General features: G+C 41.6%; 21 protein-coding genes and 1 pseudogene. 5 read left to right on the forward strand and 17 right to left on the reverse strand.

All coding sequences use genetic code 11. The features are described 5' to 3' along the window. Window positions 1–108: 108 nt before the first annotated feature. The 7 genes from RCG21_RS00855 to RCG21_RS00885 all read right to left on the reverse strand — a co-directional run bounded on the left by RCG21_RS00855 (window position 109) and on the right by RCG21_RS00885 (window position 7,862). On the reverse strand, window positions 109–780 hold the full coding sequence (locus RCG21_RS00855; RefSeq protein WP_372512543.1) for a sugar transferase: 672 nt from the start codon (window positions 778–780) through the stop codon (window positions 109–111). An 18-nt stretch (window positions 781–798) separates the two neighbouring features. Continuing rightward, entirely contained in the window at window positions 799–1,692 is an 894-nt protein-coding gene (galU, locus tag RCG21_RS00860; RefSeq protein ID WP_308912742.1) for a UTP--glucose-1-phosphate uridylyltransferase GalU, read from the reverse strand. A gap of 307 nt (window positions 1,693–1,999) precedes the next feature. Next, the gene (locus RCG21_RS00865) at window positions 2,000–2,764 is read right to left on the reverse strand and encodes a tyrosine-protein phosphatase (protein WP_308912743.1); all 765 of its coding nucleotides are present in this window, start codon (window positions 2,762–2,764) and stop codon (window positions 2,000–2,002) included. Between the two features lie 100 nt (window positions 2,765–2,864). Then, the gene (locus RCG21_RS00870) at window positions 2,865–3,569 is read right to left on the reverse strand and encodes a CpsD/CapB family tyrosine-protein kinase (protein ID WP_308912744.1); all 705 of its coding nucleotides are present in this window, start codon (window positions 3,567–3,569) and stop codon (window positions 2,865–2,867) included. Further along, window positions 3,559–4,293: a YveK family protein gene (locus RCG21_RS00875; RefSeq protein WP_308912745.1), complete on the reverse strand. Its 735-nt coding sequence runs from the start codon at window positions 4,291–4,293 to the stop codon at window positions 3,559–3,561. Before RCG21_RS00875 ends, RCG21_RS00870 begins: the two co-directional genes overlap by 11 nt. Before the next feature lie 750 nt (window positions 4,294–5,043). Further along, the gene (locus tag RCG21_RS00880; protein ID WP_308912746.1) at window positions 5,044–5,775 is read right to left on the reverse strand and encodes a LytR/AlgR family response regulator transcription factor; all 732 of its coding nucleotides are present in this window, start codon (window positions 5,773–5,775) and stop codon (window positions 5,044–5,046) included. A 65-nt stretch (window positions 5,776–5,840) separates the two neighbouring features. Then, a complete protein-coding gene (locus RCG21_RS00885) occupies window positions 5,841–7,862 on the reverse strand; it encodes a PAS domain-containing hybrid sensor histidine kinase/response regulator (RefSeq protein ID WP_308912747.1) in 2,022 nt (673 codons plus the stop codon). A gap of 193 nt (window positions 7,863–8,055) precedes the next feature. Between RCG21_RS00885 and RCG21_RS00890 the strand changes: the two genes are divergently transcribed. Further along, complete coding sequence (locus tag RCG21_RS00890) at window positions 8,056–8,220, forward strand: aspartyl-phosphate phosphatase Spo0E family protein (RefSeq protein WP_133333064.1); 165 nt, start codon at window positions 8,056–8,058, stop codon at window positions 8,218–8,220. Window positions 8,221–8,309: 89 nt separating this feature from the next. On the opposite strand, the gene RCG21_RS00895 is transcribed toward RCG21_RS00890, so the two are convergent. Beyond that, window positions 8,310–8,468, reverse strand: coding sequence for a YwzD family small protein (locus RCG21_RS00895; protein WP_308912748.1), 159 nt, complete (start codon window positions 8,466–8,468; stop codon window positions 8,310–8,312). A gap of 236 nt (window positions 8,469–8,704) precedes the next feature. Here RCG21_RS00895 and RCG21_RS00900 point away from each other — a divergent pair, with 236 nt between their 5' ends. The 3 genes from RCG21_RS00900 (at window position 8,705) to RCG21_RS00910 (ending at window position 12,454) form a co-directional block, all read left to right on the forward strand. Further along, the gene (locus RCG21_RS00900) at window positions 8,705–10,060 is read left to right on the forward strand and encodes an Ig-like domain-containing protein (protein ID WP_308912749.1); all 1,356 of its coding nucleotides are present in this window, start codon (window positions 8,705–8,707) and stop codon (window positions 10,058–10,060) included. A gap of 219 nt (window positions 10,061–10,279) precedes the next feature. Next, complete coding sequence (locus RCG21_RS00905; protein ID WP_308912750.1) at window positions 10,280–11,737, forward strand: C40 family peptidase; 1,458 nt, start codon at window positions 10,280–10,282, stop codon at window positions 11,735–11,737. Between the two features lie 258 nt (window positions 11,738–11,995). Further along, complete coding sequence (locus RCG21_RS00910) at window positions 11,996–12,454, forward strand: DUF2306 domain-containing protein (RefSeq protein ID WP_308912751.1); 459 nt, start codon at window positions 11,996–11,998, stop codon at window positions 12,452–12,454. Between the two features lie 331 nt (window positions 12,455–12,785). Here the strand turns inward: RCG21_RS00910 and RCG21_RS00915 are convergent, their stop codons facing one another. Then, window positions 12,786–14,015, reverse strand: coding sequence for an ATP-binding protein (locus tag RCG21_RS00915; protein ID WP_308912752.1), 1,230 nt, complete (start codon window positions 14,013–14,015; stop codon window positions 12,786–12,788). A gap of 169 nt (window positions 14,016–14,184) precedes the next feature. On the opposite strand from RCG21_RS00915, the gene RCG21_RS00920 reads away from it, so the two are divergent. Continuing rightward, window positions 14,185–14,727 carry a flavodoxin family protein gene (locus tag RCG21_RS00920; RefSeq protein ID WP_308914234.1) on the forward strand — a complete coding sequence of 181 codons (543 nt, stop codon included), beginning with the start codon at window positions 14,185–14,187 and terminating at the stop codon, window positions 14,725–14,727. A 171-nt stretch (window positions 14,728–14,898) separates the two neighbouring features. Here the strand turns inward: RCG21_RS00920 and RCG21_RS00925 are convergent, their stop codons facing one another. From RCG21_RS00925 to kdgD, 8 genes and pseudogenes are all read right to left on the reverse strand, one after another. Continuing rightward, window positions 14,899–15,861: an NAD(P)H-dependent glycerol-3-phosphate dehydrogenase gene (locus RCG21_RS00925; protein WP_308912753.1), complete on the reverse strand. Its 963-nt coding sequence runs from the start codon at window positions 15,859–15,861 to the stop codon at window positions 14,899–14,901. A 59-nt stretch (window positions 15,862–15,920) separates the two neighbouring features. Continuing rightward, window positions 15,921–16,409, reverse strand: coding sequence for a DinB family protein (locus RCG21_RS00930; RefSeq protein WP_308912754.1), 489 nt, complete (start codon window positions 16,407–16,409; stop codon window positions 15,921–15,923). A gap of 117 nt (window positions 16,410–16,526) precedes the next feature. Then, window positions 16,527–17,345 carry a sugar nucleotide-binding protein gene (locus RCG21_RS00935; RefSeq protein WP_308912755.1) on the reverse strand — a complete coding sequence of 273 codons (819 nt, stop codon included), beginning with the start codon at window positions 17,343–17,345 and terminating at the stop codon, window positions 16,527–16,529. Between the two features lie 134 nt (window positions 17,346–17,479). Then, window positions 17,480–18,799, reverse strand: a complete 1,320-nt coding sequence (locus RCG21_RS00940; RefSeq protein WP_308912756.1) for an MFS transporter — start codon at window positions 18,797–18,799, stop codon at window positions 17,480–17,482. 232 nt (window positions 18,800–19,031) lie between these two features. Next, the gene (locus tag RCG21_RS00945) at window positions 19,032–20,414 is read right to left on the reverse strand and encodes a glucarate dehydratase family protein (RefSeq protein WP_372512738.1); all 1,383 of its coding nucleotides are present in this window, start codon (window positions 20,412–20,414) and stop codon (window positions 19,032–19,034) included. A 522-nt stretch (window positions 20,415–20,936) separates the two neighbouring features. Further along, window positions 20,937–22,471: pseudogene (gene garD / locus RCG21_RS00950) on the reverse strand (galactarate dehydratase). Between the two features lie 15 nt (window positions 22,472–22,486). Then, window positions 22,487–23,950: an alpha-ketoglutaric semialdehyde dehydrogenase GucD gene (gene gucD / locus RCG21_RS00955; RefSeq protein WP_308912758.1), complete on the reverse strand. Its 1,464-nt coding sequence runs from the start codon at window positions 23,948–23,950 to the stop codon at window positions 22,487–22,489. Further along, window positions 23,951–24,895 carry a 5-dehydro-4-deoxyglucarate dehydratase gene (kdgD, locus tag RCG21_RS00960; protein WP_308912759.1) on the reverse strand — a complete coding sequence of 315 codons (945 nt, stop codon included), beginning with the start codon at window positions 24,893–24,895 and terminating at the stop codon, window positions 23,951–23,953. Window positions 24,896–25,122: the final 227 nt, after the last annotated feature.

Here is a 25,122-nt window from a genome sequence, read left to right on the forward strand (position 1 = left end):
ATTTGTTTAATAAATATTGTTAAAATAGATAAAATAAAGGCTAATCATCAGAAAAGCCTTGAGTTCCTGAAATAACAATAAGTTTATTGCTATTTCTTATTTTATTAATCAGAATGCATTTTTCGAACCAAATAACACTAAAGCTGTTTTAAAAATAATTTTTATATCAAAAAACGTATTCCTAGTTTTAATATATTCAAGATCAAGCTCTACCATTTCCTTAAATCCAACACTGTTACGTGCACTTACTTGCCATAAACCTGTACATCCAGGTGTTACTAATAAACGTTGCTTATCATAATTGGTATATTCAGCAACTTCTCTTGGAAGGGGTGGCCGTGGGCCAACTAAACTCATATCCCCTTTTAATACATTAAAAAGCTGTGGAAGCTCATCTATACTCGTCTTTCTAATAAACTTCCCTACTTTTGTAATACGGGGATCATCTTTCATTTTAAACATTGCACCGGAAAGTTCATTGTACTTGAGTAATTCTTGCAGCTTTTCCTCAGCATTTGAAACCATCGAACGGAATTTAAACATTTTAAATTCCTCGCCATTTAACCCCACACGTTTTTGGGCGAAAAAGATGGTCCCCTTTGGATCCTCTATCTTAATAAGTATGGCTACAATTATAAATAGGAAACTTAATAAAATAATTCCACATAATGAGCCTATTATGTCAATTAATCTCTTTGTAAGAAGATAGGGTTTTCTCTCACTAACCAGTAACTTTTGCTTATTTAAATAGCCTTCTTCTTGATTTGCTAGATTCGACAACCTTGACCCCTTCCCTTTCTATACCAAAGCTTTTTCTGGTTCTAATTTGGAAACTAGATTTTTCAAGTAATCTAGCATATCATCATGGAGGTCTTCATGCTGTAAAGCAAATTCAATGGTTGTTTTAACAAAACCAAATTTCTCACCAACGTCATATCTCGTGCCTTCGAAATCATATGCAAAAACTCGTTGGATTTCATTTAACTTTTGAATTGCATCGGTTAATTGAATTTCTCCACCAGCCCCTTTTTCTTGGCGGTCAAGGAACATAAAAATTTCTGGCGTTAAAATATAACGTCCCATAATCGCTAAGTTCGATGGTGCTGTCCCTGGTTTTGGTTTTTCTACCAAATTACTAACTTGATAACGGCGGCCTTCTTGAGTAGAAGGATCGACAATACCATATCGGTGTGTTTCTGAATCGGAAACAGTTTGTACTCCAATTACTGAAGAAAAGGTTTCTTCATATTGATTAATTAATTGTCGTAAGCAAGGTGTCTCGCTTTGAACAATATCATCACCTAAAAGGACGGCAAATGGTTCATTACCGATAAAGTTCCTGGCACACCAAACAGCATGTCCAAGTCCTTTTGGTTCTTTTTGGCGGATATAATGGATATCTGCAAGATTAGTAGAATATTGAACACGATCCAACAGGTCAAATTTTCCTTTTTCAACTAAGTTCTGTTCAAGCTCAGGAGCGTAGTCAAAATGATCCTCAATTGCCCGTTTTCCTTTACCTGTTACAATGATGATATCCTCAATACCGGATGCAACCGCTTCTTCCACTATGTATTGGATAGTTGGCTTATCAACGATTGGTAACATTTCTTTTGGCATTGCTTTCGTTGCTGGTAAAAATCTTGTGCCCAATCCAGCTGCTGGGATAATTGCTTTTCTTACTCTTTTCAAGGGTATTTCCTCCTTATTAGTGTATTTTTCATGTATCTAAATGCTTTCGCAAAAAATAAATACTTAATGGAATTGCAAGTGCTTTCATACTTATTCTTTCATTAGATATTTATTTTTTTTATTTAAAATGGGCATCTAACCCGCCCTCACATCATACTCTTGACGACTCGCGTCTAAGGAGGATTACCGTTTCCTCCCACAGTATGACCGAGTGCTCCCATGGATAACGGACAGGAAGCGTCGCCGATCAGGTGAATATACCTGAAAATAAATCATTATTTGGGTAAATTCTCATCGGCTTACTAAGTTAAAAGAATTTAAAAAGCTTCTTCTTTTTGACCTTTTCTGGTATTTCTTTATAGACATGCTGACCTTCTATTAAGTGAGCTGCATTTTCATCAAACATATAAACGAAGTCGTTCCCGTACTTTGTTTGAACAATATCGAATGCTTCTCGCATCTTGAATGTACGAGTGTTTGTGTTATGAGCATCAGAAGCAATGAAATGGGTGAGGTTCGCTTCAATCAATTGGAGTGAAAAGGTTTTGATTTTCTTTCCAAAGTCCCCTGTGATGCTTGAAGCTGTGACTTGGGATAATGCTCCCTTTTTCACAAGTTGATAGAGAATTTCTGGCTGCTCGATGATTTCTTGATTCCGTTCCGGATGGACAATCACTGGGATCAGTCCGCTCATTTGCAAGTCATAAAATAACCTCTCCGTATATCGTGGGACGTGGCCTGATGGAAATTCCACCAAGATATATTGGGTATGGTTAACCGGCAGGATTTCTCCAATCTCATAGGCATCCAACATTTCACCGAAGATTCTGGTTTCTTGGCCCGGGAGAATTTTTAAATCAATCTTCTCTTCGGTCAATGCCTGATTTAGTTGTTCTACTTTTTTTAGAATCTGTTGTTTTGGGTTTTCATATTTGTTATTTAAATGGTGCGGGGTAGCAACAATGGTGTGGATTCCTTGATCAACTGCTTTTTTGGCCATCTTTATACTTTCAGATAGATCCTTTGCCCCATCATCCATACCGGGTAATATATGACAATGCAAATCGACCATAAGTCCCACCCTTTCCATTAAAATGCGTAAATTCTATGACATTTTTAATAGTAACACTGTCACAAATCAACGTAAAGGGTGAGGTTTTGTCGAATCCTTATTATTTCGCACCATAATAATAGTAATATTCGCCTTTTTGAACCTCTTTATGGTTTAATACCACACCTAAGAGCTTACTATGGGCATTTTGTAGTAATTCCTTACCCTTTTTCGCTTGGTCAATTTCCGTCTTTTCACTGTATACCACTAGGATGGAGCCATCGCATTGATTCGCTAGGATATGGGCATCCGCAACCGCTAATAATGGTGGCGTATCGAAAATAATATAATCAAAGATTTCTTTTGCTTCGATCATAAATTGTTCCATTGATTTCGAGCTTAATAGTTCCGCAGGATTGGGTGGGATTGGTCCGCACGTCAAGATAAATAAATCATCTTCCTGTGTTTCTATAATCGTTTTTTCAAGAGTTGATTGTTTAGTCAGTACGGTTGTAAAACCATGGATGTTGTTTTGTCTGAATGTATGGTGAACCGTTGGTTTACGTAGGTCTGCATCCACAAGTAGTACTTTTTTACCAAGTTGAGAGAATGCTACAGCAAGGTTTGCAGCGGTCGTTGATTTTCCCTCTGCCGGACCAGATGATGTTACCATGATGGTTTTTATATCACCATCTACCGCTGAATATTGAATATTGGTACGGATTGTTCGGTATTGTTCAGAGATTGGCGACTTTGGATCAATCATCGTCACTAGCTTTCTACTTGTGTCTTTATTGTTTGTTTTCTTGTTCTTTCTAAGAGCCAATCGTCTCACCCCTTTTTGCTTTGCGTGCCTGTGCATTTTCTATCGCCTTGTCATCAATGGTCGCAATAACCCCTAAAATCGGAAGTTCTAGAATATTTTCAACATCTTGTTCGTTTTTAATCGTGTTATTAAAGTATTCAAGTAAGAAAGAGAGTCCTACGCCCGTCATTAATCCAACAACAGTTGCGATTGCAATATTTAATAATTTTCTTGGTTTTACCGGAGATGGGTTGTCAGAAACTTTGGCCTCTGACCAAATCGTAACATTGTCGGCTTTCAAATTTTTGACAATTTCTTTTTGGACTACTTTTGTCGTTGTATTGGCAATATCTGCTGCTTGTTGCGCATTCGCATCTTGAATGGTGATATTAATTAGTTGTGAGTTTGTTTCATTTGCAACGGTGATTTCTTTGCTGATTTGATCCGCGGTGATGCCTGAATTCAGTTCTTCTGCTACTTTCTCTAAAATAACCGGACTTTTAATAATACCAATATAAGTATTGATGAGTTGCAGGTTTGTTTGTACTTCATTCGGGTTGTATATTGAATTTTTGTCTTTGGTTTGGCTTACAAGAATTTGTGTAGAAGCTTGATAGATTGGGGTTAAGTAAAAATAACTAATGACGCCACTGGCTATTGCCGCAATCAAGGTTATGGAAACGATCAAAACTATGCGTTTTTTCAAGGTCTCCAACAATTCTTTTAAACTTATGGTCTCTTCCATTTTGTCCTCCTAAAATAATTGACTCAAAACACTGTGTATTATATCACAAATTGGCATTGTTTTACGTAAGTTGTCGAATATTTATCATATATCTTATTTAACACCCTTTTGTAAGAAATTAGAAGGGGGATGAGGAAATTGGCATATTTTCATCCTTTGAGGGTGTTTTTTCCACAAAATGGTATTTACATTCAAAGCAAATAGGCCTTTTACTTAATGAAAAAGACCTTCAACATGTCCCCATCAATCGATGAACCTCGTTGATTTTGAATATCGAAATATTGGTTGTTTTTTCAGAGCTGACGAAATGTGTCGAATAGGACTCCCCTAAGGCTTCTATTTCTTCAAGTTGACTTGATAGGAGCGGTGAGTTTATGAAAATAGTCGGAGAGCTTCTCAAGCTACAGAAGAGGCTCATGGTTCAAAAAGCTCATCTACTGTGTGTCAACTAGATTAAGAGTACCACTACTTATGAAGCGTTGGAATAAACCATAGATAATCTTAACACTAAATTTACAATTTTAAATAGAAAGGTCCTCATATGGGGGAATACCGGATTGAAATGCGGTAAAGGAGGTATGAAGTGAGGAGTCTTTGACATCCATGGCTATATGATGTTGGTGAAATTTAATAGGATTGCTATATTAGTTTCACAAACGAATAGTATTGAATGGACAAATCATTTCAGGTGTTAAAGGTCCATGAATTCCCCAAACTAAAAAGGCCTTTTACTCACGTTAAAAGACCTCCTCACGTCCCCATCAATCGATGAATTTCGTTGATTTTCAATTTAGAAATATAGGCTGTTTTTTCACAGTTGGCAAAGTGTGCTGAATAGGTCTCGCCTAATGCCTCGATTTTAACTATTTTCTTCAAGTTTACCAGATAGGAACGGTGGGTTTTATGAAAATAATCAGGAAGCCGTTCCTCAAGATCTAGAAGCGGTTCATGCGTTTCAAACCGCTCATCCACCGTATGAACGACCGATTTTCTTCCCTCTTTTTCAATAAAGAGAATTTCTTCCACTGGTACATAGGCAAAGGTTTGATTCGATTTAATCGCAAGCCGTTTCCATTCCATCTTTGCCGCTCTTACTTCGATGGCTTTCGCTGCTGCAATCGACTTCCTTGCCTTTTCCAGCGCCATAAAAAAGCGGGTCCTCTCAATCGGTTTGACTAGATAATCCACCGCTGAAAGGTTAAACGCTTCCACTGCATACTCTTCGTGACCCGTTGTAAAAATGATATGTACAGAAGGAGCAATCATTTTGCAGGCCCTTGCTGCCTCCACACCATTTAGGTCCGGCATCTGGATATCCAATAAAACAATTTCCGGTTTTTCTTTCATGACTAATTCAAGCAACTCATTGCCGCTGGCTGCTTCCCCGGCAACGGTATAGTCGGGCAAAAGCTTTGTAAATTGTGCTAAAAGCATTCTCGAAGAAGGATCATCATCGGCAATGACCACCTTAATCTCTTCCATTTTGATCCCCCATTTAAACGAAGCCTACCCATCCATATTTTGGCTTCTCTATTGAAAACTATGCATTAAACTAAATGCTTGGAAATTTGCTGAATAAAAGAGGCAATATCCAGCGGTTTTGTGATATATTCCAAAAAACCTGCCTCCAATGCCCGATGGATGTTTTCCTCCATCGCATTCGCACTTACCGCCAGAATCGGGATGTCGGCGGTTTTCGGATTTGCCTTTAGTGCTTTGAGGACTTCAAATCCACTTACATCAGGGAGATGGAGATCACATAGGATTACATCAGGCAATTGCTCGCGGGCTGCTTTGATTCCTTCCGCGCCGGTTAACGCCGAATTCAACGATACTCCTTCAAACGTCTCAAATATCTCATGAACCAATTGCATATTGGCGAGATTGTCCTCGATATATAATACTTTTGTCCGCTCCCGTTTTTGGGGGTTTTTGGCATCCTGTACAATCGTGTCTTCTTTTGACCCCTCATGATGATTGGCCAATGGGAGGCTAAACCAAAAATCACTGCCCTTTCCCATCTCGCTTTCTACCCCCATCCGGCCGCCCATTAAGGCCAGGAGACGCTTGACAACCGAAAGTCCGATTCCTGCCCCTTCCACAGAGGAATGGTCAATCCGATAGAAGGGTTCAAACACCTCGTCCTGTTTTTCCTTTGGAATACCGATACCGGTATCCTTGATATGAACGGAGAGAAAACCCTCCTGGCTCGTATATTCGATCAAAATTTCCCCGTTATCTCGGTTGTATTTTATCGCATTATCTACTAAATTCAAGATAATCTGCCGCAAACGAACAGGATCTGCCACCACATATTGGTCTGTTGCGGCATTTTCTTGATAGCTGATGTGGATTCCTTTCTGATCGGCCGATGGACGTGTGAAATCGATGCACTCCTTCATCAATTCGTTGATGTTGACCCTCTTCGGCGAAATCTTTAGTTTTCCTGCTTCAATTCGGGAAAGGTCGAGGATTTCATTGATTAACTCTAACAGATGGCGTCCGCCCTTACCGATTTCCGCCACAAATCCCCGCTGCTTATCGTTCAGCGTTTCATCCAATTCAAGCAGCTGATAAAATCCAAGAATTCCATTTAACGGTGTCCGCAGTTCATGACTCATATTGGATAGGAATTCGGATTTGGCTTGATTTGCTTTTTCTGCTTCTTCCTTGGCCTTTCGATTGGCCAACTCCATTCTTTTTCGCTCGGTAATGTCTTCAAATGTCCATAGATGTCCCTTTAGCTCCTCCTCCATATAAAAAGGGCGGTAGCTTCTCCTCAGGATTCTTCCGCCTTTAAAGGAGACTTCGTCCACTACGGGCTGATGATTCCGGATCATTTCCCCTACCCTTTTTCCCTCTTTTTCGACATGTTCAAAATAAACATGGTGGTAATCTGCCACATTTTTTCCCATGTAGGACTGAATCGGTTGGTCTAATTGAAACATTTTGCCACATGCCTCGTTGATCGCGATGATTTTCTTCTCTTGATCCACTACAAGGATGCCGAGTGGCAGACTATCAATTAACGTTCTTCCTAAGGCAAATGATTCTTTCAGTCTTTTTTCGTGTTCCTTTTGCGGGGTAATATCGACACCCGAACCAATCACTTCCACCACTTGGCCATTCTCGAAAACCGGGCGTAAACTGACTAGGTAGTCGACTCCATTTAGTCTTTGCTCGTAGTTTACCTGCTCCCCTTCCCAGGCTTTTCGATAGGACTGAAGCTTTTCTTCCGCGTAGTTCTGTGGTAAAAAATCGCGCAAATCTTTTCCTACTACTGTTTCAGAAGAAAGTCCTAATTTGGCTAGCAGTTCACCTTCACACAAAGTATGAATGTATCGATCGTCGCTTTTTACATATTTTAAGGTTAACCCTTGCTGCTTTTGAATCGTATGGAGCAAGTCTTGTTTAGCTTTTTTGATTTCGGTTTCTAGTTCTGTTTGCTTCCGAAACTTCTTTTTTTGCTCGCTTGAACCCAGCCTGTTGGACAGTATGGCACAGGCAGCAAACGCTGCGAGGGCCGTAACGGCTATTAATACGACAAGCATGATTACATTTGGGGTCACGGCTCTCACACTTTCTTTGTAACGCCTTTGTTACAAATTTTACTCTTTCATGTCAAGGATTCCTCAATTTAACCTTCTTTAACCGCATTATAATCCAGAATTGGTCCATATGGGAATCTCGATATTTAAAATTTCAAATTTAATGATAATATTAACTTTGGCTTATTTAGATGCTTCATAAGGAGCGGAAATCATGCAACATTTGATCATAACGATTGAAAAATATAAAAAAGACTTGGCTGATTTGGTGGAAACCTATGGGATTACTTCCCCTGAAGCCATTAAATGCAATCAAGAGCTGGATTCTCTCATCCATTTATTATTAACCACTGCAGAAAATAAGGAGCAGTCTCGGTAGATTTTCTTCACCTGAGAATGCTCCTTTTTTAAGACGGAAAAATAAAAAAAGATAAAAGGATGTCGAATGTTTTCGACTCCTTTATCTTTTTAACTTACCCTCATATTTTTCAGTTCGGTTTCTAAGTCTTTTAATAACTTATGTACGGTTAGATTGCGATCTGTTATACCTTTTTCATAAGCGTTCTTGATGATTTCTGAAAATACTTGTTGCTCCACAGAACGTTTTTTCTTCTCCTTGCCTTCCACGTTCTTCGTCGCCTCCTACTATCATCCTAATTCCCAATTTTATCTCTAACTCTTTGAAATGTAAATAGATTACCAGTCGAAATAAAAAGAATTATTGTGAATTTTGGAGATTAATAGAAAATTATTGAACAACCCTTAGGAGAAATTGTAGAAATAACAATTTTTATTTAAAGATACATAATTTTACAACCGTGATATACTTACTAGGAAAATATAATTAGTTGGGGGAAGATGTTTTGAAAAAGAAGATCGCTTATGCTGGGATAGCGGCCGCTCTATTATTAACTGGATTCCAGTCAACCACCGCCTTTGCCGCCAGTCCATCTGCAGATGTGCAAAAAAGTGTAGCAGAATTATCTAGTATCCATCATGTAAATTTCAAAGATTCAAAGCTTAAAAACCTTGATGTTAGCAGAATGTTGAACAAAACGTCAAAAGAGGGGTTTCGCAGTCTTGCAACCAAGAGTGATATCGACTACATAATCGAGCAGGAACCAAACGATTCGCCTGAGCTGGCCAACCCGCTTAAATTAGGGACCGGTGTTGTGGGCGATTTTAGTTTCAATGGTTCCCGCGATGGTGATTTTGATCTTTTTGCAATCAACGTGATCGAACCTGGATATTTATTTCTTGCTGGCGCACTTAATCCTATTGACGGCTTAACCAGATTCGGATTTGGCTTATTTGATCCAAGCGGAGAAATGGTCGAGCCTGAATATGCCGACTCGGAAGACGGCATTGTTTATCAGTTTTTGCCGGTCGAACCAGGAACGTATTATATTGCAGCAGCCAACTTGGATGATTATGTTTCCTACGATCAATACTTGCTCTTTGCCGCTATGGTCGATGAAACTGCCCCGGATGCACCAAAAGTGGACCCAATTGACGACAATGATAAAACGGTTTCCGGAAAAGCCGAAGCGAGTTCAAAAGTAACGATTAAAAATGGAACTGTAAAGTACACAACCGTGACCACAGACAAAACCGGTACGTTTAAAGTGAACCTTGCGAAGCCATTTAAAGCTGGGACGAAATTAACCTTTACTGCTGAAGATGCTGCCGGAAATGTCAGCAAGTCAACGACGCTAACGGTAAAGGATAAGACCCCGCCAGCCCCGCCAAAGGTCAATCGTGTCGATGATAATGATAAGTCCATTTCCGGTAAAGCCGAAGCGTATTCGAAAATTACGATTAAAAACGGAAGCAAATCGTTCGCTACAACGAATACAGACAAATACGGGAACTTTAAAGTTTCGATTAAGCCCGTAAAAGCCGGAACAAAATTGTATGTTACGGCTACTGACAAGAGTAATAATGTAAGTAAAGCATCGACTGTTACGGTCGTAGATAAAACTTCGCCAGCTTTAAAAGTGAATACAGTTTATAAAACGAGTAAATATGTTAGCGGTAAAACAGAAGCAAGAGTTTCGGTAACCGTGAAAGCTGGCAGCAAAACGTTGGCAAAAGGAAAAGCTGACACTAAGGGTTATTACAAATTAAAGATTAAAGCCCAGAAAAAAAATACAGTATTAACAATTACGGCGAAAGATGCAGCCGGGAACACTAAGGTTGTTAAAATAAAGGTTAAATAATCTGTTGATCAAGGCATTGCTGAAAAGCAGTGTCTTTTTACCTATGCGCAATTTTACAATTTCACCCCCTTTCACCTACGATTCTCCCAGCCAAAAACTCCCCCTTTCTCACAAAATCTTGCCTCTTTTGTCATCTTTTTCAATTTTGCGCCCCGAAACACTAGCAAACTATGATAAAATATTTAAAAAGTGAAAAAATTAGAGAGGTGAAGGGACTCAATGAAGAAAACAATAGTCCGTGCGGTTTCGACAGCAGCCGTTTTATCAGCAGTTTACGCAGGGACGGCACACGCTAGTACATATACAGTCAAAAAGGGTGACAACCTATCACATATTGCCTCGAAATATAACACCAGTGTACACACATTAATGGCATTGAATGGTTTAAAATCAGATTTTCTACAAATCAACCAGAAACTTAAGCTCCCAGATACAAAGATAAAAACGACATCAGTTACTAAGACATCCTCCCCTGTAAAGACGTATACCGTTAAAAGTGGAGATGCCTTGATTAAGATTGCCAATAAATATGATGTAAGCGTTGGCGATTTAAAGCTGTGGAATGCGCTTGATAGCACAATCATTTATCCTGGCCAGGTGTTGAAGATTTCAGGATCATCGGGTGCAACCTATACAACGGTGTCGGTTGATAAGAAGCAGTCCACTCCTTCCAAAACCACTACGTCTACTTACGTTGTACAAAGTGGCGACAGTTTGAGTAAGATTGCAGTGAAATATAGAACCACTGTTTCGGAATTAAAAAAGTTAAACAACTTGAAGTCTGATCGGATTTATGTTGGCCAAAAGTTGAAGGTTCCTGGTAAGGCGCAGACCACCACTACCACTACGACCACTTCAACGAATCAAAACGTGTCCACCTATACAGTCAAATCGGGTGATACACTAGGCAAGATTGCCAAGCAATTTGGGTTGAGTTTGGCAGAGTTGAAGTCACTTAATGGCTTGAAGTCCAATTTGATTCGTGTTGGACAAAAGTTGAAAGTAACCGGTAAGCCTGTTGCTGCTGAACCACCCACTCAGCAGGACAAGCCTTCTGTGCAGCCTGATCAACCACAGACACCTCCGGCAGATGCGACGGATTATATCGTGAAAAGCGGCGACACTTTAGGCGGGATTGCCCGTAAAGCCGGGATGACGGTTGCAGAGTTGAAGACATTGAACCACCTCAGTTCCGACCAGATTTATGTCGGTCAGAAATTAAAGATTAAGGGTTCTTCTGTATCTGTAACAGAGTCGACTCAGACCGAAAACCCGACTCAGACACAGACACAGAAGCCGTCCTCAAGTGGCGATGTATCGGCCAAAATCGTCAGCACGGCGAAAAGCCTAATGGGCATCCCGTATGTCTGGGCCGGCAGCACTCCGTCAGGCTTTGATTGCAGCGGCTTTATTTATTATGTCGCCAACCAGGCTGGCATCGAAATCGGCCGCTTAACAGCCGATGGCTACTACAACCGTTCTTATTATGTGGATAAGCCGAAAGCCGGCGATCTTGTATTCTTTGAAAATACCTATAAAAGTGGCATCTCCCATGTCGGAATCTACATCGGCAACAATCAATTCATCCACGCCGATCCAGATCGCGGTATTGCCACTTCCAGCCTAAGCATCTCTTATTTCAAAGAGCATTTTGCTAGTTTTAAGAGATTCTATTGATTTACGTAGCCAGTCCTCATTTAAGGGGGCTGGTTTTTTTGATGAAAATCGTGAGATTTTCGCTGTCTTCTTTTTTTTTGCTAAGCCCAGATTGTTGGGTTAGTCTCAGTTCCCTACTTCTAGCTTTCTTAAGGTTGAGGTTTGGCTTTGGACGCTGGAAAAGGTAGTGGGAATGTGGATGGGTTCTTTTTCATATGATGTTTTGTCGTGGATATCGGTATTTTTCTAGCTTATGGATCAGTTTAGGGGGAATGATGATTGTTTTCTGTGTTTTTGGTGACGCATATTGTGACGGGAGCGGTTTGTTTGGTTAGTGGGTTGCTGGCCATGTTTGCGAGGAAGAGGAAGGGCCGGCATACGATGTCTGGTGAGGTGTATCATGGGGCGTATGTGTTGGTGTTTGTGACGGCATTGGTGATGTCTGTGCTTCATTGGCAGGAGAGTCAGTATTTGTTTTATATTGCGTTGTTTTCTTATGGTCTTGCTTTGTATGGGTATGTGGCGGTTAAGCGGAAGTGGAAGAATTGGTTGGGTGCGCATATCGGGGGGATGCTGGGGTCGTATATTGGGATTGTGACGGCGACGTTGGTGGTGAATGTTCCGAGGATTCCTGTGTTGAAGGAGTGGCCTGTTTTGGTGTTTTGGTTCTTACCGACCGTTGTCGGGACTCCGCTGATTATGAGGGTTGGGCGACGGTATCGGCCTAGGCGGAGATAACGATCAATAAAAAGATCGGTACATAGGATGGATGGTTTGGAACATATATTGTAGTAAATGGAACATATACGAGGAAAACGGACCATAATGTGATTGGAATGGAACATAAGGTAGAAAGCCTTCTGAAAAAGGGAATTAAAAAGGGTGAGATTCCTCGAATAATAGTCTAATCCATTAAAATTCAACGAAAAAGTGACCTAAGCCAGGCATCCGCCTGGCTTTATGAATTGAAAAAATTCGATTGGAACATATATTGCTGCAAATGGAACATAAAACTCTAAAAAAGGAACATAAATCCAAATTATTTATGTAATCTAGAGCCGTGATTCCCTTACGACACCACCAACAACGGCTGCGTAATCGTTGGCAGCGTGACCTCAACCGTAGTACCCTCGTCTAAGACACTTGTAATCTTAATTTCGCCGTTATGGCTTTCGATGATTTTGTAACAGGTCATCAGTCCGAGGCCGGTGCCTTTTTCCTTTGTGGTGTAAAACGGCTCGCCGAGTGTCGAAATCCGGTCTTCGGGAATCCCTACGCCCTGGTCGATGATCTGAATCAAAATCTTGCCGTCCTCTTTTCGCTTGACCTTTACGTCAATTTGGCCGCCAGTGGGCATCGCCTCGATCGCATTCTTCATCAGGTTAAGAAAGACCTGTTTAAGCTGATTCTCCTCACACATCACCATTGGCAGGTCGCTGTCGAACTCGACGTAAATCTGGACATTGTTCAAAATCGACTGGTTATTGATTAGGGTGACGACGTCTTTGATTAAATTTTTCACATCTTTTTCAATAAAAACCGCGGCAGTTGGTTTAGCAAGAACGAGGAATTCACCGACGATGCTGTTAATCCGGTCGAGCTCTGTGAGGACAATATCAAAGTAATCCGGGTGCGTTTCCCCAGACTTGAATAGCTGGATAAAGCCGCGGATCGATGTGAGTGGATTGCGGATTTCGTGGGCAATCCCGGCTGCCATTTGCCCGAGAAGAGCGAGCTTTTCGGATTTTTGCAGCAGCTGTTCCGTTTCTTCTTTGCGTTCGGAGATGTCCTTTCCAATGCAAAGCACGGCCTCTTTCCCGCCAAACACTATGTACATAGAAGAGACTTCAAAGAAAAAGGTTGAACCGTCTAGACGTTTTGCCTTGTATTCGATGGTGTTGACCGGTTGTTTTTCTTTATTAATCTGTTTGTACCTTTCTTGTGCACGTTCTTGATATTCTGGGACGATAAAATCAAAAATTGATTTCCCAATCAGTTCTTCCTTGATTTTTACTCCTGCTGTCCTGACAACGGCTTGGTTGACATAAAGTAGTTTTTGGTCACTTAAAATGTAAACGGGGTTCGGCAAAGAATCGATGAGTTTTTTATAGCTGCACTCACTCTCCCGGACCTTTTTGGCAAAAAAACGTGCCTTGTCATATTGATAGCCTACAATCCATGCAATCACGGTGAAAATCAAAAAATCAAGGGTGAAAAATACTTGTTGGTGATACATTTTTTGAAATAAAGTAAATAATAGCGAAATACCTACGAGCGTGATTTGTCCTGATTTCCTCATGGCCTTGCCCTCTTACGATTCTCTTTTTCTTAAATTATATCACTGATGGGAAATTTGGTGGTAATGGTAGTTTTATGTATGTTTTTGTCGATTCGAGCACGGCTTGGTGAGTTTCGGTTAATTTTTGGTATGATGGAAGGGAAATCCATTTATAAAGGAGATGGAACAGATGTCAATTGCGGTTCTTTACGGGGGAACTCGTCCAAATGGGAATACGGAAGCACTGACCGAGCATGCGATTCGCGGGTTGGATGTGGAGAGAATCAACTTGAGGGATTTTTCGATTTTGCCGATTGAGGATGCGCGCCATGATGAAGCCGGATTCCAAGATCGCGGCGATGACTATAATGCTGTGATGGACCGGGTTTTAGAGCATGACACGTTGATTTTTGCGACGCCGGTTTATTGGTACAGTATGTCGGGGACGATGAAGAACTTCATTGATCGCTGGTCGCATTCGATGCGGGATGCGAAGTATCCTGACTTTAAGAAGCAGATGGCTGCGAAGAAGGCCTATGTGGTGGCTGTTGGCGGGGATAATCCTTATGTGAAGGGGCTGCCGATGATCCAGCAATTCAAGCATATTTTTGATTTTATGGGGATGGAGTTTGCCGGGTATGTGATTGGTGAGGGCAATAAGCCTGGGGATATCCAGCAGGACAAAACTGCCTTATATGCTGCTGAACAGCTTCAATTGAAACTTAAAAACTAACTTGAAAAGCTGCGTTTCAAAGTAAAAGGCAAGCACAATACGCGTGCTTGCCTTGATTTAGGATAATCTTAGGGTTCTTATTTAAAGGTTCTTTTCGAAAAAACAACATTCTTGCCGAAACAGCCTATTTATAAGGCGTCGTAACCTTGAATCATCATGAAAAAGATATGGTTAAAACTCAAATTTCACAGGTCTTAAAAATAAATCTTTTAAGGTTTCTTCCGCATTTTTACTTTCAAATATGATCTCATATAATGCCTGACTAATCGGAAGTTGAACGTCATATTGAATGGATAATGTTCTTAATGCCTTTATGGTTGCAACACCTTCTGCTAATTTCCCAAACTTTTTTCCTTCCACTAATGCCTGTCCAAATTTTCGATTATGACTATGATCTGAAAATAATGTTGCTTCATAGTCTCCTAGATGACTTAATCCATATACCGTTACATCATTTCCACCCATTGCCCTGACGAGACGAGAGATTTCCCTTGTTCCCCTTGCCATCAGTGAGCCTTTTAAACTGCTATAATGTAATCCATCCAACATTCCTGCGGCAATCCCGATCACATTTTTTGTCGCAGCCCCAATTTCATTTCCAATCAAGTCTTGCCCATAGTAGAATCGAATTAAATCACTGTTCAATTCTTGGACTATTTTTTTCGTTACTTCAATATTGTCAGAACCGATCACCATACAATTTGGAATATGATTCACAAAATCCTGTACATGTCCAGGCCCTACCCAAACGGCTAGATTTACATTTTTCCCGACTTCTTCCCCAAATACTTGAGAAAGTCTTTTTCCGCTTTCCGCCTCTAATCCTTTCATGCATAAAACAAATGTTTTGCCTTGTATTTCATTGAGCGAGCTTAATCGAGTTGCAAATGAGCGTAATTCTTGTGCACTAATGGATATGATGATGATTTCAGCAAATGATACGGCCTTTTCCAATGAATTCGTCAGTTTGATCTCTTCTGGTAATGACAGGTAATCATTTCTTCTGGTTTCCTTTAATCCAATGAAATTTCTGGAGTTTTCTCTGCCCCATAATTGAACATTGTGTCCAATTTTATTCGTATACCATGCCAAAAAGGTTCCCCAACGTCCACAACCTAAAACCGAAATATTCACGATTTCACCCTCAGCTTTTTTAAAATTTATCCATCCTTACTTGTAAAAAACTAAAACCCTTAATCTTCTGTCCCTAATACATCGGTGTTCGGGGGTTCATACCCCATTTGGCGTAACATGGCGACAATTTGCCCCTTGTGATGGAATTCATGTGTAATGGTATGTATGAGCAATTTTCCAGTTGTGATGGATAGCATTTCTGGTGCCTCTCTCCAAGGGATCTTTTTTTCCATCATCTCATTTAATTGATTTCTTGGAAGTTCAAATACCTCATTTACAATCGAATCTACCTGTTCGAAACGGTCCTTTATTTTTTCCAAATTAAATTGATCCCGTTCCTCCTTTGGAGTAATCGGCTTCTTTGTCTTTTCTAAAACAAATGAGCCAAGCCATGCATAGTAACAATCTGCTATATGTATCAATGTGTCCCGTACACTTTGCAAAGCGAAGCCATGTTGGTGAGTAAAATCATTGGGATTTAGTTGCGCACAAAAGTCTAATAGTGTGCCGCGGGTTTGTCGGACCCATTCATATTCGTTTTGATTCATCATGCCACCTACTTTCAAGGAATACTATTACTTATTCCATATGTGTAAAAAAATACCTTCTCCTAATTCGCTTCTACGTCAGGTCAATCAAATAGGGGCTGCGATCTGCAACCCCATTTATCCCAGCAGGTAAGAAATAATATCCATATTCGTACTTTGAAGAGAGCTTGGCATATCCTTTCGATTTGACTTCAATGAAAAATAAAAAGTGTCAGCCTTTTCCTGAAACAAGTGGGTTCGTAATAGGCTCAAGTCTCGTTCTAGCTTGCTTGTTATCTGTTCATAAAATTGACCTTGCGTCATCTTATCCACTGAACCTAAGTGAAAAATCCCTTTTAGCTTATTTTCCATAATGAATCGAAGTTGCTTGGCTAACTGAATATCTAAAAGATTGTTACAAACGAGATTGCTGTACACATCAATCATTTTTTGACTCTTTATACTTTCTTTGATTGCATTGTATCTTGGAGAATCCTTCCCCCATATCGCTGGGATCCGGATAATGTTTGCTCGCTCGGCTAAAATTTCCTTCAGCATCTTTTCGCATTCAATTTTGAAGTTTCCATAATCGGATTGGGAAAAAGGTAGATCTGTTTCGGTGTAGGGTCTAGAATAGTCGCCATCAAACACGTTTGTGGTAGAAAAGAAATACAAACGACCATTCTCATTGCGCAACTCTTCAGCCAATTCTTTATGAAACTTGAGCTGATCATCAAAGTCTCCCCTTAGGCAAGAAATAACAATATCGGGTTTAAGGGAGTGGACGATTTCCTCCAGCTTATCGGTTTGCTTAACTTCCAATTGAAACTGCTTACCATCAGGGAGACTGGGTAACGTTGTTGAATAAGTTCCATATACGTCAAAACCAACCTTTAATTCATCCGTTAAAGCTCTCCCAACAAGACCACTTGCACCAAGAATAAGAACCTTTTCCATCGTACTTCCCCCATTCATCAACATGCTTTTATAATTAAACGATCGAATACAGTAAAAAGATACGCGATTTTCAACTATACTGTTCGACAAAAATCGGGTGGTGACAGGCACCACCCGATTTTTGTCGAAAATGATTATTTTTTATCTGCTAATTCAAGTCTTTCCGGTTTGTTTACGATGAAGATGTAGGATAGGGCTCCGATCAACATGATGCTGGCGACAAAGATGAGGGCGCCGTTAAAGGAATGGGTTTTAGCAAAGATCAATCCGATTACTAATGGTGTAACAATTCCTGCCGTATTCCCGATCGTATTGAAGATACCGCCGGTTAAACCAACCAATTCTTTCGGTGCCATATCACCGACAAGGGACCAAGTAATCCCTGCCATCCCTTTTGCGAAAAAGGAAACCGTCATAATAATGATAATAATCGAAATATTTGAAGTGTAGTTCGCCAATACGATACTGCTTGACAAAAGAAATCCCGCAATGATTGGAGTTTTACGTGCCACAGCGAGTGATTTTCCTCTTTTCAATATGGCGTCAGAAATAAATCCTCCGAAAAGCCCTCCAAAAAATGCTCCCACATACGGAATCGATGCTGCAAAACCTGTTTGAATGAGTGTCAAGCCCTTCTCCTCTACAAGATACGTAGGGAACCAAGTTAAGAAAAACCATACAATCGTATTCATTGCGTACTGGCCAATATAAATCCCAGCCATTTGTCGATTGGTCAACAACAAACGAACATCCGACCATTTCCATTTTCGTTTTTGTTCTTCATTGGCGAGTCCGCCGCCTGAGTTAATATAATCAATTTCTGCTTGATTGACACGTGGATGATTATAAGGTTCACGGACAAACTTAAACCATAGGATTGCCATCACGATTCCTGCTCCACCTGATACCCAGAATACATGACTCCAGCCGAAATCTTTTAAAATCCATGTCATAACCGGTGTAAAAAGTGCTAATCCAAAAAATTGTGCGGAGTTATAAATCGATACAGCTCTTCCACGTTCATGCTGCGGAAACCACATAGTGGTTAATCGGCTGTTTCCTGGAAAGGATGGAGCTTCTGTTATACCCACTAAAAATCTTAAAATGAATAATCCAACTAATGTAGTAATAAATCCTTGGAAAAACGTACAAGCGGACCATAATAATAAGGCAATTCCATAAACATTTCGAGCGCCAAATCGATCCAGCAGCCACCCGCCTGGGATGTTAAAAATCGTGTACGCCCAGTTAAAGGCGGAAAAGGCAATTCCCATTTTTACCGCGTCAAAAGCGAGGTCTTCTCGCATGACGGGAGCAGCGATACCAAGAGCAGAACGGTCGATATAGTTAATAATCGTAACGATAAATAACATGGTAAGGATCAAATACCGGACTTTGGATTGTTTAAGGTTCTGACCCTCAGGGCTTATCCGTTGAGCACTGCTATTATTCATTAACTTTCCTCCTATTCTTTGAAAACACGAATCTACTATTATTTATGGATGGTTGAAATACCGCTCCAGGCACTTCGCCTTCCGTGGGCGGTTCGGGGAGCCTCCTCGTCGCTTCGCTCCTGCGGGGTCTCCCCTGTCCCGTACTCCCACAGGAGTCTTCGTGCCTTCCGCTCCAATCAACATTGTACTTTTTTACCAGAATATGATTTCAGTTCAATCGTTTTTTCATTCTTTATCTCACCAAACACGGTTTCTTGGAGTGGTATTGCCAATCTTTAATGAGATATTGCATCGAAATGGTATCATCCCGATCATGGTACGGTAATCGATGATATAATTCATTTGCTTTCATAACCTTATCCATATTGATTTCGACACCCAGACCAGGTAAATCAGGCAGTTTAATGACTCCATCTCTTATTTGCATCGGATTGTCACATAATTCTTGACCATCCTGCCAAATATAGTGGGTATCGATCGGCGAGATATTTCCTGGTGCCGCAGCTGCAACCTGCGCAAACGCTGCTAAGGTAATATCAAAGTGGTTATTGGAGTGGGACCCCCATGTTAACCCCCAGTCCTTCAATAAATAAGCCATCCGAATGCTTCCATTTAATGTCCAGAAGTGAGGGTCGGCTAACACAATATCCACAGCTCGAAGTGCAGCGGCATGATGGAATTGGCGCCAATTGGTCGCAATCATATTGGTCGCAACCGGCAGCCCCGTTGCATCTTTGAATTCAGCCATAATCTCACGGCTGGAGAATCCAGCTTCAGGACCGCATGGGTCTTCAATATAGGCAAGAATATCATGTTTTCCTTTGCAAAGCCTTATGGCTTCTTCTAAGGACCAAGCCCCGTTTGGATCTAGGTTGATTCTTGCCTCAGGGAAGGCTTCATGTAACGCTTGAATTGCTTCCATTTCTTCGTCGCCGCTCAAGACCCCGCCTTTTAATTTGAAATTGGTAAATCCATAACGGCGATGGGCTGCTTTTGCTTGCGAAACAATTCCTTCAGGCGTTAAGGTTTCCATTCGTCTTACACGATCCCACTCATCCTTCCATTGTGTTTCGCGTAAATAAGGCATATTCATTTTTTCGCTATCCGCGATATAGAATAAATAGCCTAGGAACGGAACTTCTGTCCGCTGCTGGCCTCCATCGCCCAGGAGAGCGGCGATGGGCTGGTTCACGAATTTTCCAAGTAAGTCCATCATCGCGCATTCGACTGCTGCTTCTGCCTGGACGACAAATTTCAAATTGGCTAAGTTTAATCCTTGTAACCCTTCACCAGAGTCACCCTTTACACTTAAGCCTCCGCTTCTTATGGCCGTAAGGCAGCCTCGATAATTGGCAATTTCTTGGCCTACGACAAATGGGCGATAACTTTCTAGCATTCTCGTAATGTCTTCGCCGCCATGAATCTCACCGATTCCCTTATTCCCCGTTTCATCTTCTAAGATCACAATATTACGGGTAAAAAAAGGTCCATGACAGCCGCTTAGGGTAAGTAGTGCACTATCATATCCTGCAACTGGGATCACTTTCATATCTGTGATGATGGGGGATCCTTGTCTTCTCATTCCATACCATCCTTCCTGGCTTGATTCACTTATACATTTTTTCAAAAGGCTATTTTCTAAAAGATTGGTGTTGTTAAAAAGTTATGTGCGATGTTGATTGGAGCAGAAGGTGCGAGACTCCTGCGGGAGCAGCGGGACAGGTGAGACCCCACAGGCGCTTAAGCACCGAGGAGGCTCACCGCCTGTCCCGCGGAAAGCGAGCATCCTGAAGCGGAAATCAACCTTTCTTCTTTTTAGTAAAAAACTGCTTTTCAAAAAGTCGTGTGACAGCGCTATCAATTTAGCGCATCCGGACTCATTTCTAAAAAATGTTTGCTTTTTAAAGCTTCGCAGATAAAAGGCTGAGTATCGCAGATAAATGCCCCAGCAACGCAGATAAATGTTCATTTTCCGCAGATAAATCTTTTTGAATGTGTACTTTTTTTAAGTAAATCTATGAAAATAGCTATTTTTTCAGGGGGATTCCCCCCAAAATGTCTCCTATTAGATTCATTGGCGACAAAACAGGTGGATGAAAGACCGAATTGTCGCCTATAAACAGAGATTTTCTAAGGATCATGTAATCGGAGCTGGATTAAACAAGGCTAAGTCATTGTGCAATCCCCAATGCTCCGTCCACGTTTTCTTCCGTCCGCTTACTACTTCCAAAATAAAGTGGAAAATCTCCCAGCCGACTTCTTCGATCGTTCTTTCTCCCGTCGCAATCGTACCAGCATTGATATCAATCAAATCGTCCCAATGCTCTGCCAACGCGTTACGAGTAGCCACCTTCACGACTGGTGCCATCGCCAGTCCATAAGGCGTTCCTCTTCCGGTTGTAAACACTTGAAGATGCATCCCTGAAGCGAGCTGTAAGGTTCCACAGACAAAATCACTGGCAGGAGTAGCGGCAAAAATCAACCCTTTTTCAGTTGCCTTCTCGCCAGGTGCAAGAACGCCGGAAATCGGACTTTTCCCTGACTTGGCAATCGAACCTAATGATTTTTCCACGACATTGGCTAATCCGCCCTTTTTATTCCCTGGAGATGGATTCGCCGATCTGTCTACTTCCCCTTTGGACAGATACTGATCATACCAATCCATTTCACGAATTAACGCATTTCCTACTTCTTCGTTGATGGCCCGCGGAGTTAATAAATGAATCGCATCGCGTACTTCGGTAACTTCTGAAAATAATACCGTTGCCCCGGCCCGAACCAATAAATCAGCTGCATAACCAACGGCTGGATTCGCCGTGACACCTGAGAAGGCGTCACTTCCGCCGCATTGAAGGCCGATGACTAGATCCGAAACCGGACAGGTTTCCCGTTTCCTTCTATTTAATCGGATTAATCTCTCTTCTGCCATCTCCATAATCGATTGAACCATGCCCATCATCCCTTGCTGATCTTGAAGCGAGAGGATATCGGCTTCATTCCGGTCCGGAGTGATTCGAATTGGTGAGAGCTTCTCACATCCCAGACCAATGACCATTGCTTCTCCCCGAAATTCGGGTGTTTGGCTAGGTTGGTAATCGTTCGAATCGGAATTTCAGCTTCAGGGGCATTGATCGCTACCCCGCATCCATAGCTATGGTTTAAGGCCACGACGTCATCGACATTGGGATACTTCGGTAAAATCTCGGCTTTTATTTTTCGAACAACAAAATCAAGAACGCCGACCACACATTGAACACTTGTGGTAATTCCTAAAATATTCTTGGTTCCGGCACTGCCATCCTGATTCCGAAACCCTTGAAACGTATAGCCTTCTAATGGAGGCAACGCTTCGGGAACCTGATTGGCGATCGGTAACTCGTTTAAATTGGGAGAGGTTGGTAGTTTTACTAGGGACTCTTCCACCCAGCTGCCTTTCTGAATGAAGGCAGCTGCATATCCAATCACTTCCCCGTAGCGGATAATCGCTTCATCTTCCTGGATATCGGTTAAAGCGACTTTATGCCCCTGAGGGATTCTGTCGATCAGTTGGAGTCCACAGGAGAAAACTGTCCCAGGTTCTAAGCCCCCCGTATTCACGACGATGGCGACATTATCTTTTTCATTTACTTGAATATAAAGAGGTGTTTCTTTTACCATCGTTTTCAAGTTCATGGTCCTCCCGTATTTTTATTTAACAAAAACTGTTTTAATCGATGTAAAGAACTCTTTTGCTGCTTCTCCTTGTTCACGGGAATGCGAGCTGGAATTTTTCATGCCTCCGAATGGCGCTTGCAGTTCAACCCCGGCACTTTCTGCATTAACCCGAATCAACCCTGCTTCCATGTCATTGACGAAGGAAAGCAAATGCTGAATGTTTGTGGTAAAAATCGAAGCGCTCAAGCCATACTGTACATTGTTCGCAATCTTCAGGGCATCCTCTACGGATTCAGCCTTCAAGAGTGCAATGACAGGTCCAAAGATTTCTTCCTGTACAATCGCCATATCCTCTGTACAGTGATCGAAAATGGTTGGTTCTACATAGAAGCCGTTGGCCAATTCTCCTTCTACGACGCGTTTTCCGCCGGTAAGCAGTTCGGCGCCTTCCTCGAGCCCTTTCTCTATGTAGGATAGAACGGTGTTGAGCTGGCTTTCACTTGCGCTTGGCCCCATCCATACCGTGCTGTCGAGTCCATTTCCAATTGTAATCTCTTGTGTTTTTTGCACAAGCTTTTCTTTGAATTCTTCGTAAATTCCTTGTTCCACGATCACGCGGCTGGTTGCCGTACATTTTTGCCCAGTGGATCGGAAGGCACCGGCAATGACGGCTTCTACTGCGAGGTCAAGATCGGCATCTGCTGCCACAATCACTGGGTTTTTCCCGCCCATTTCCAGCTGGTATTTGGCCCCGCGCTTTAAGGCAGCCTGCCCAATTCTTTTTCCAACACCGTTTGAACCCGTAAAGGTAATCCCGTTAATATCCTCATGATCGGCGATCCCTTGTCCAATCACACTTCCTGGTCCTGTGACCATATTCACGACACCAGCAGGGAAACCTGCTTCTTCAAAGCACTCGATAATTTTTGCAAGGGTAACAGCGGTTTCCGTTGCAGGCTTGACAACAATGGTATTCCCGTAAACTAGTGCCGGTGCCATTTTCCAAATTGGGATCGCAATTGGGAAGTTCCATGGTGTGATCACCCCTACAACTCCAAGCGGAACACGTGTTGTAAACATCAGTGCGCTGCTGTCAGTGGATGGAATCACATCACCCACCTTGCGCATGCCTTCCCCTGCATAATACTTCAGGATGGCAATCCCGCGGGCTGTTTCCCCTTTTGTTTCGGCAAAGGTTTTTCCCATTTCTCTTGTTGCGCATTCAGCAATCTCATCGATCCGTTTTTCAAGAATGGCAGCTGCTTTATAGAGGTACTCGCCGCGCGCCGCACCTGAAAGTTTGCGCCAGTTCTCTTTGGCTTGTTTTGCGGCGTTGACCGCACGGTTCAAATCATCCTCGGTTGATTTTTGTACATAGCCGACAATTTCTTGGCTGTTTGCTGGATTGATACTTTTGTCTACTTCATTAGAAGCTGAAGCGATCCATTCACCGTTAATATAGTTAAGATAGGTTTTTGTTTGAACAGTTGTGGTCATCTATAAGTCTCCTTTTATGGATTGAACGAGTATGTTTTTTGGATAAAGATCGATGGCTTTGTTCAAAATCGATTCTAGTTCTCTATAATGTTCTTTTTCTACCGGAAGAATTGGAAGTCTTACGGTTTCCCCTACTGGCAATCCCATAATTTCCATACCGGCTTTAATCAGTGATACCGCATAGCCCTTGCCCTGGCGGCGAATATTATTAATAGGTAAGATCACTTGTTGTAATATGTCTTGTACGACTTCCTGCTCCCCGTCCAATAGCGCTTGGTAAAATTTCCTCGAGATGTGCGGGATGTAATTCGAAATCGCCGATGAGTAAGAGTCAAAGCCAAGTGGAACAAAAGCCGGCATCGTTACTTCCGCTAATGGCATTCCATTCAGCCAGCTAAAGCGCTTTCCAAAGGTTTGGGTTAGAATCGTATTTAGCTCCATATCTCCTAAACCATCTTTCACTCCGACTACCTGAGGAACTTCTGCCAGCGCTTCCAAAGCAGAAACGGATAAAGAAACCTGATCCCGTTGGTAGACAATTGCATTTAAATCGGTACTTTCCGCAATCGTTTTAAAATAACCCGCTAAGCCTTGCTGTTCCCCTGCCACTAGGTATGGAGGCAGGATCAAATAGCCATCGGCCCCTTTATCTGCCGAGATCTTCGCAAACTCTAAAGAAGTTTGAATATTGCCGCCAACCCCTGTATACACAGGTACCTTTCCGCCTGAAACAGATACAGCCACATCGATCATTGCTTCATATTCTTCTTTACTTATTGATTGATATTCTCCAGCTCCACAAGCTACAAAGATCGCTTCAAGCCCTTCCTCTATTAAAAATTGAATATTCGTAGCAAGTCCCTTTTCATCCAGTTGGTTGTTTTCGGTAAAAGGCGCAACTGGAAATCCCAAAATTCCTGTTGGAGCCTTACGTGTTGTCGTCATCCTTGTTCCTCCTTTTGTTTGGTTGTTCGTTTGTTTTATTGTAAGACAAATAAATTAATCGGTCAATTATTTATTTTCTGAAATTTAAAAATCAAATGATTGACAAACAATTTTATTTGTCTTACCATTTGAGAAAAATAAATGTTTACCGCCTCTTCTTTCATATTTTGTAACCGGTCTCTTTTTGAAAGAAGGTAAGCAATGTTCTACTACTAAAAGGAGTGATA

Source organism: Bacillus salipaludis (genome assembly GCF_030938565.1).
Taxonomy (GTDB): Bacteria; Bacillota; Bacilli; order Bacillales; family Cytobacillaceae; genus Neobacillus; species Neobacillus salipaludis_A.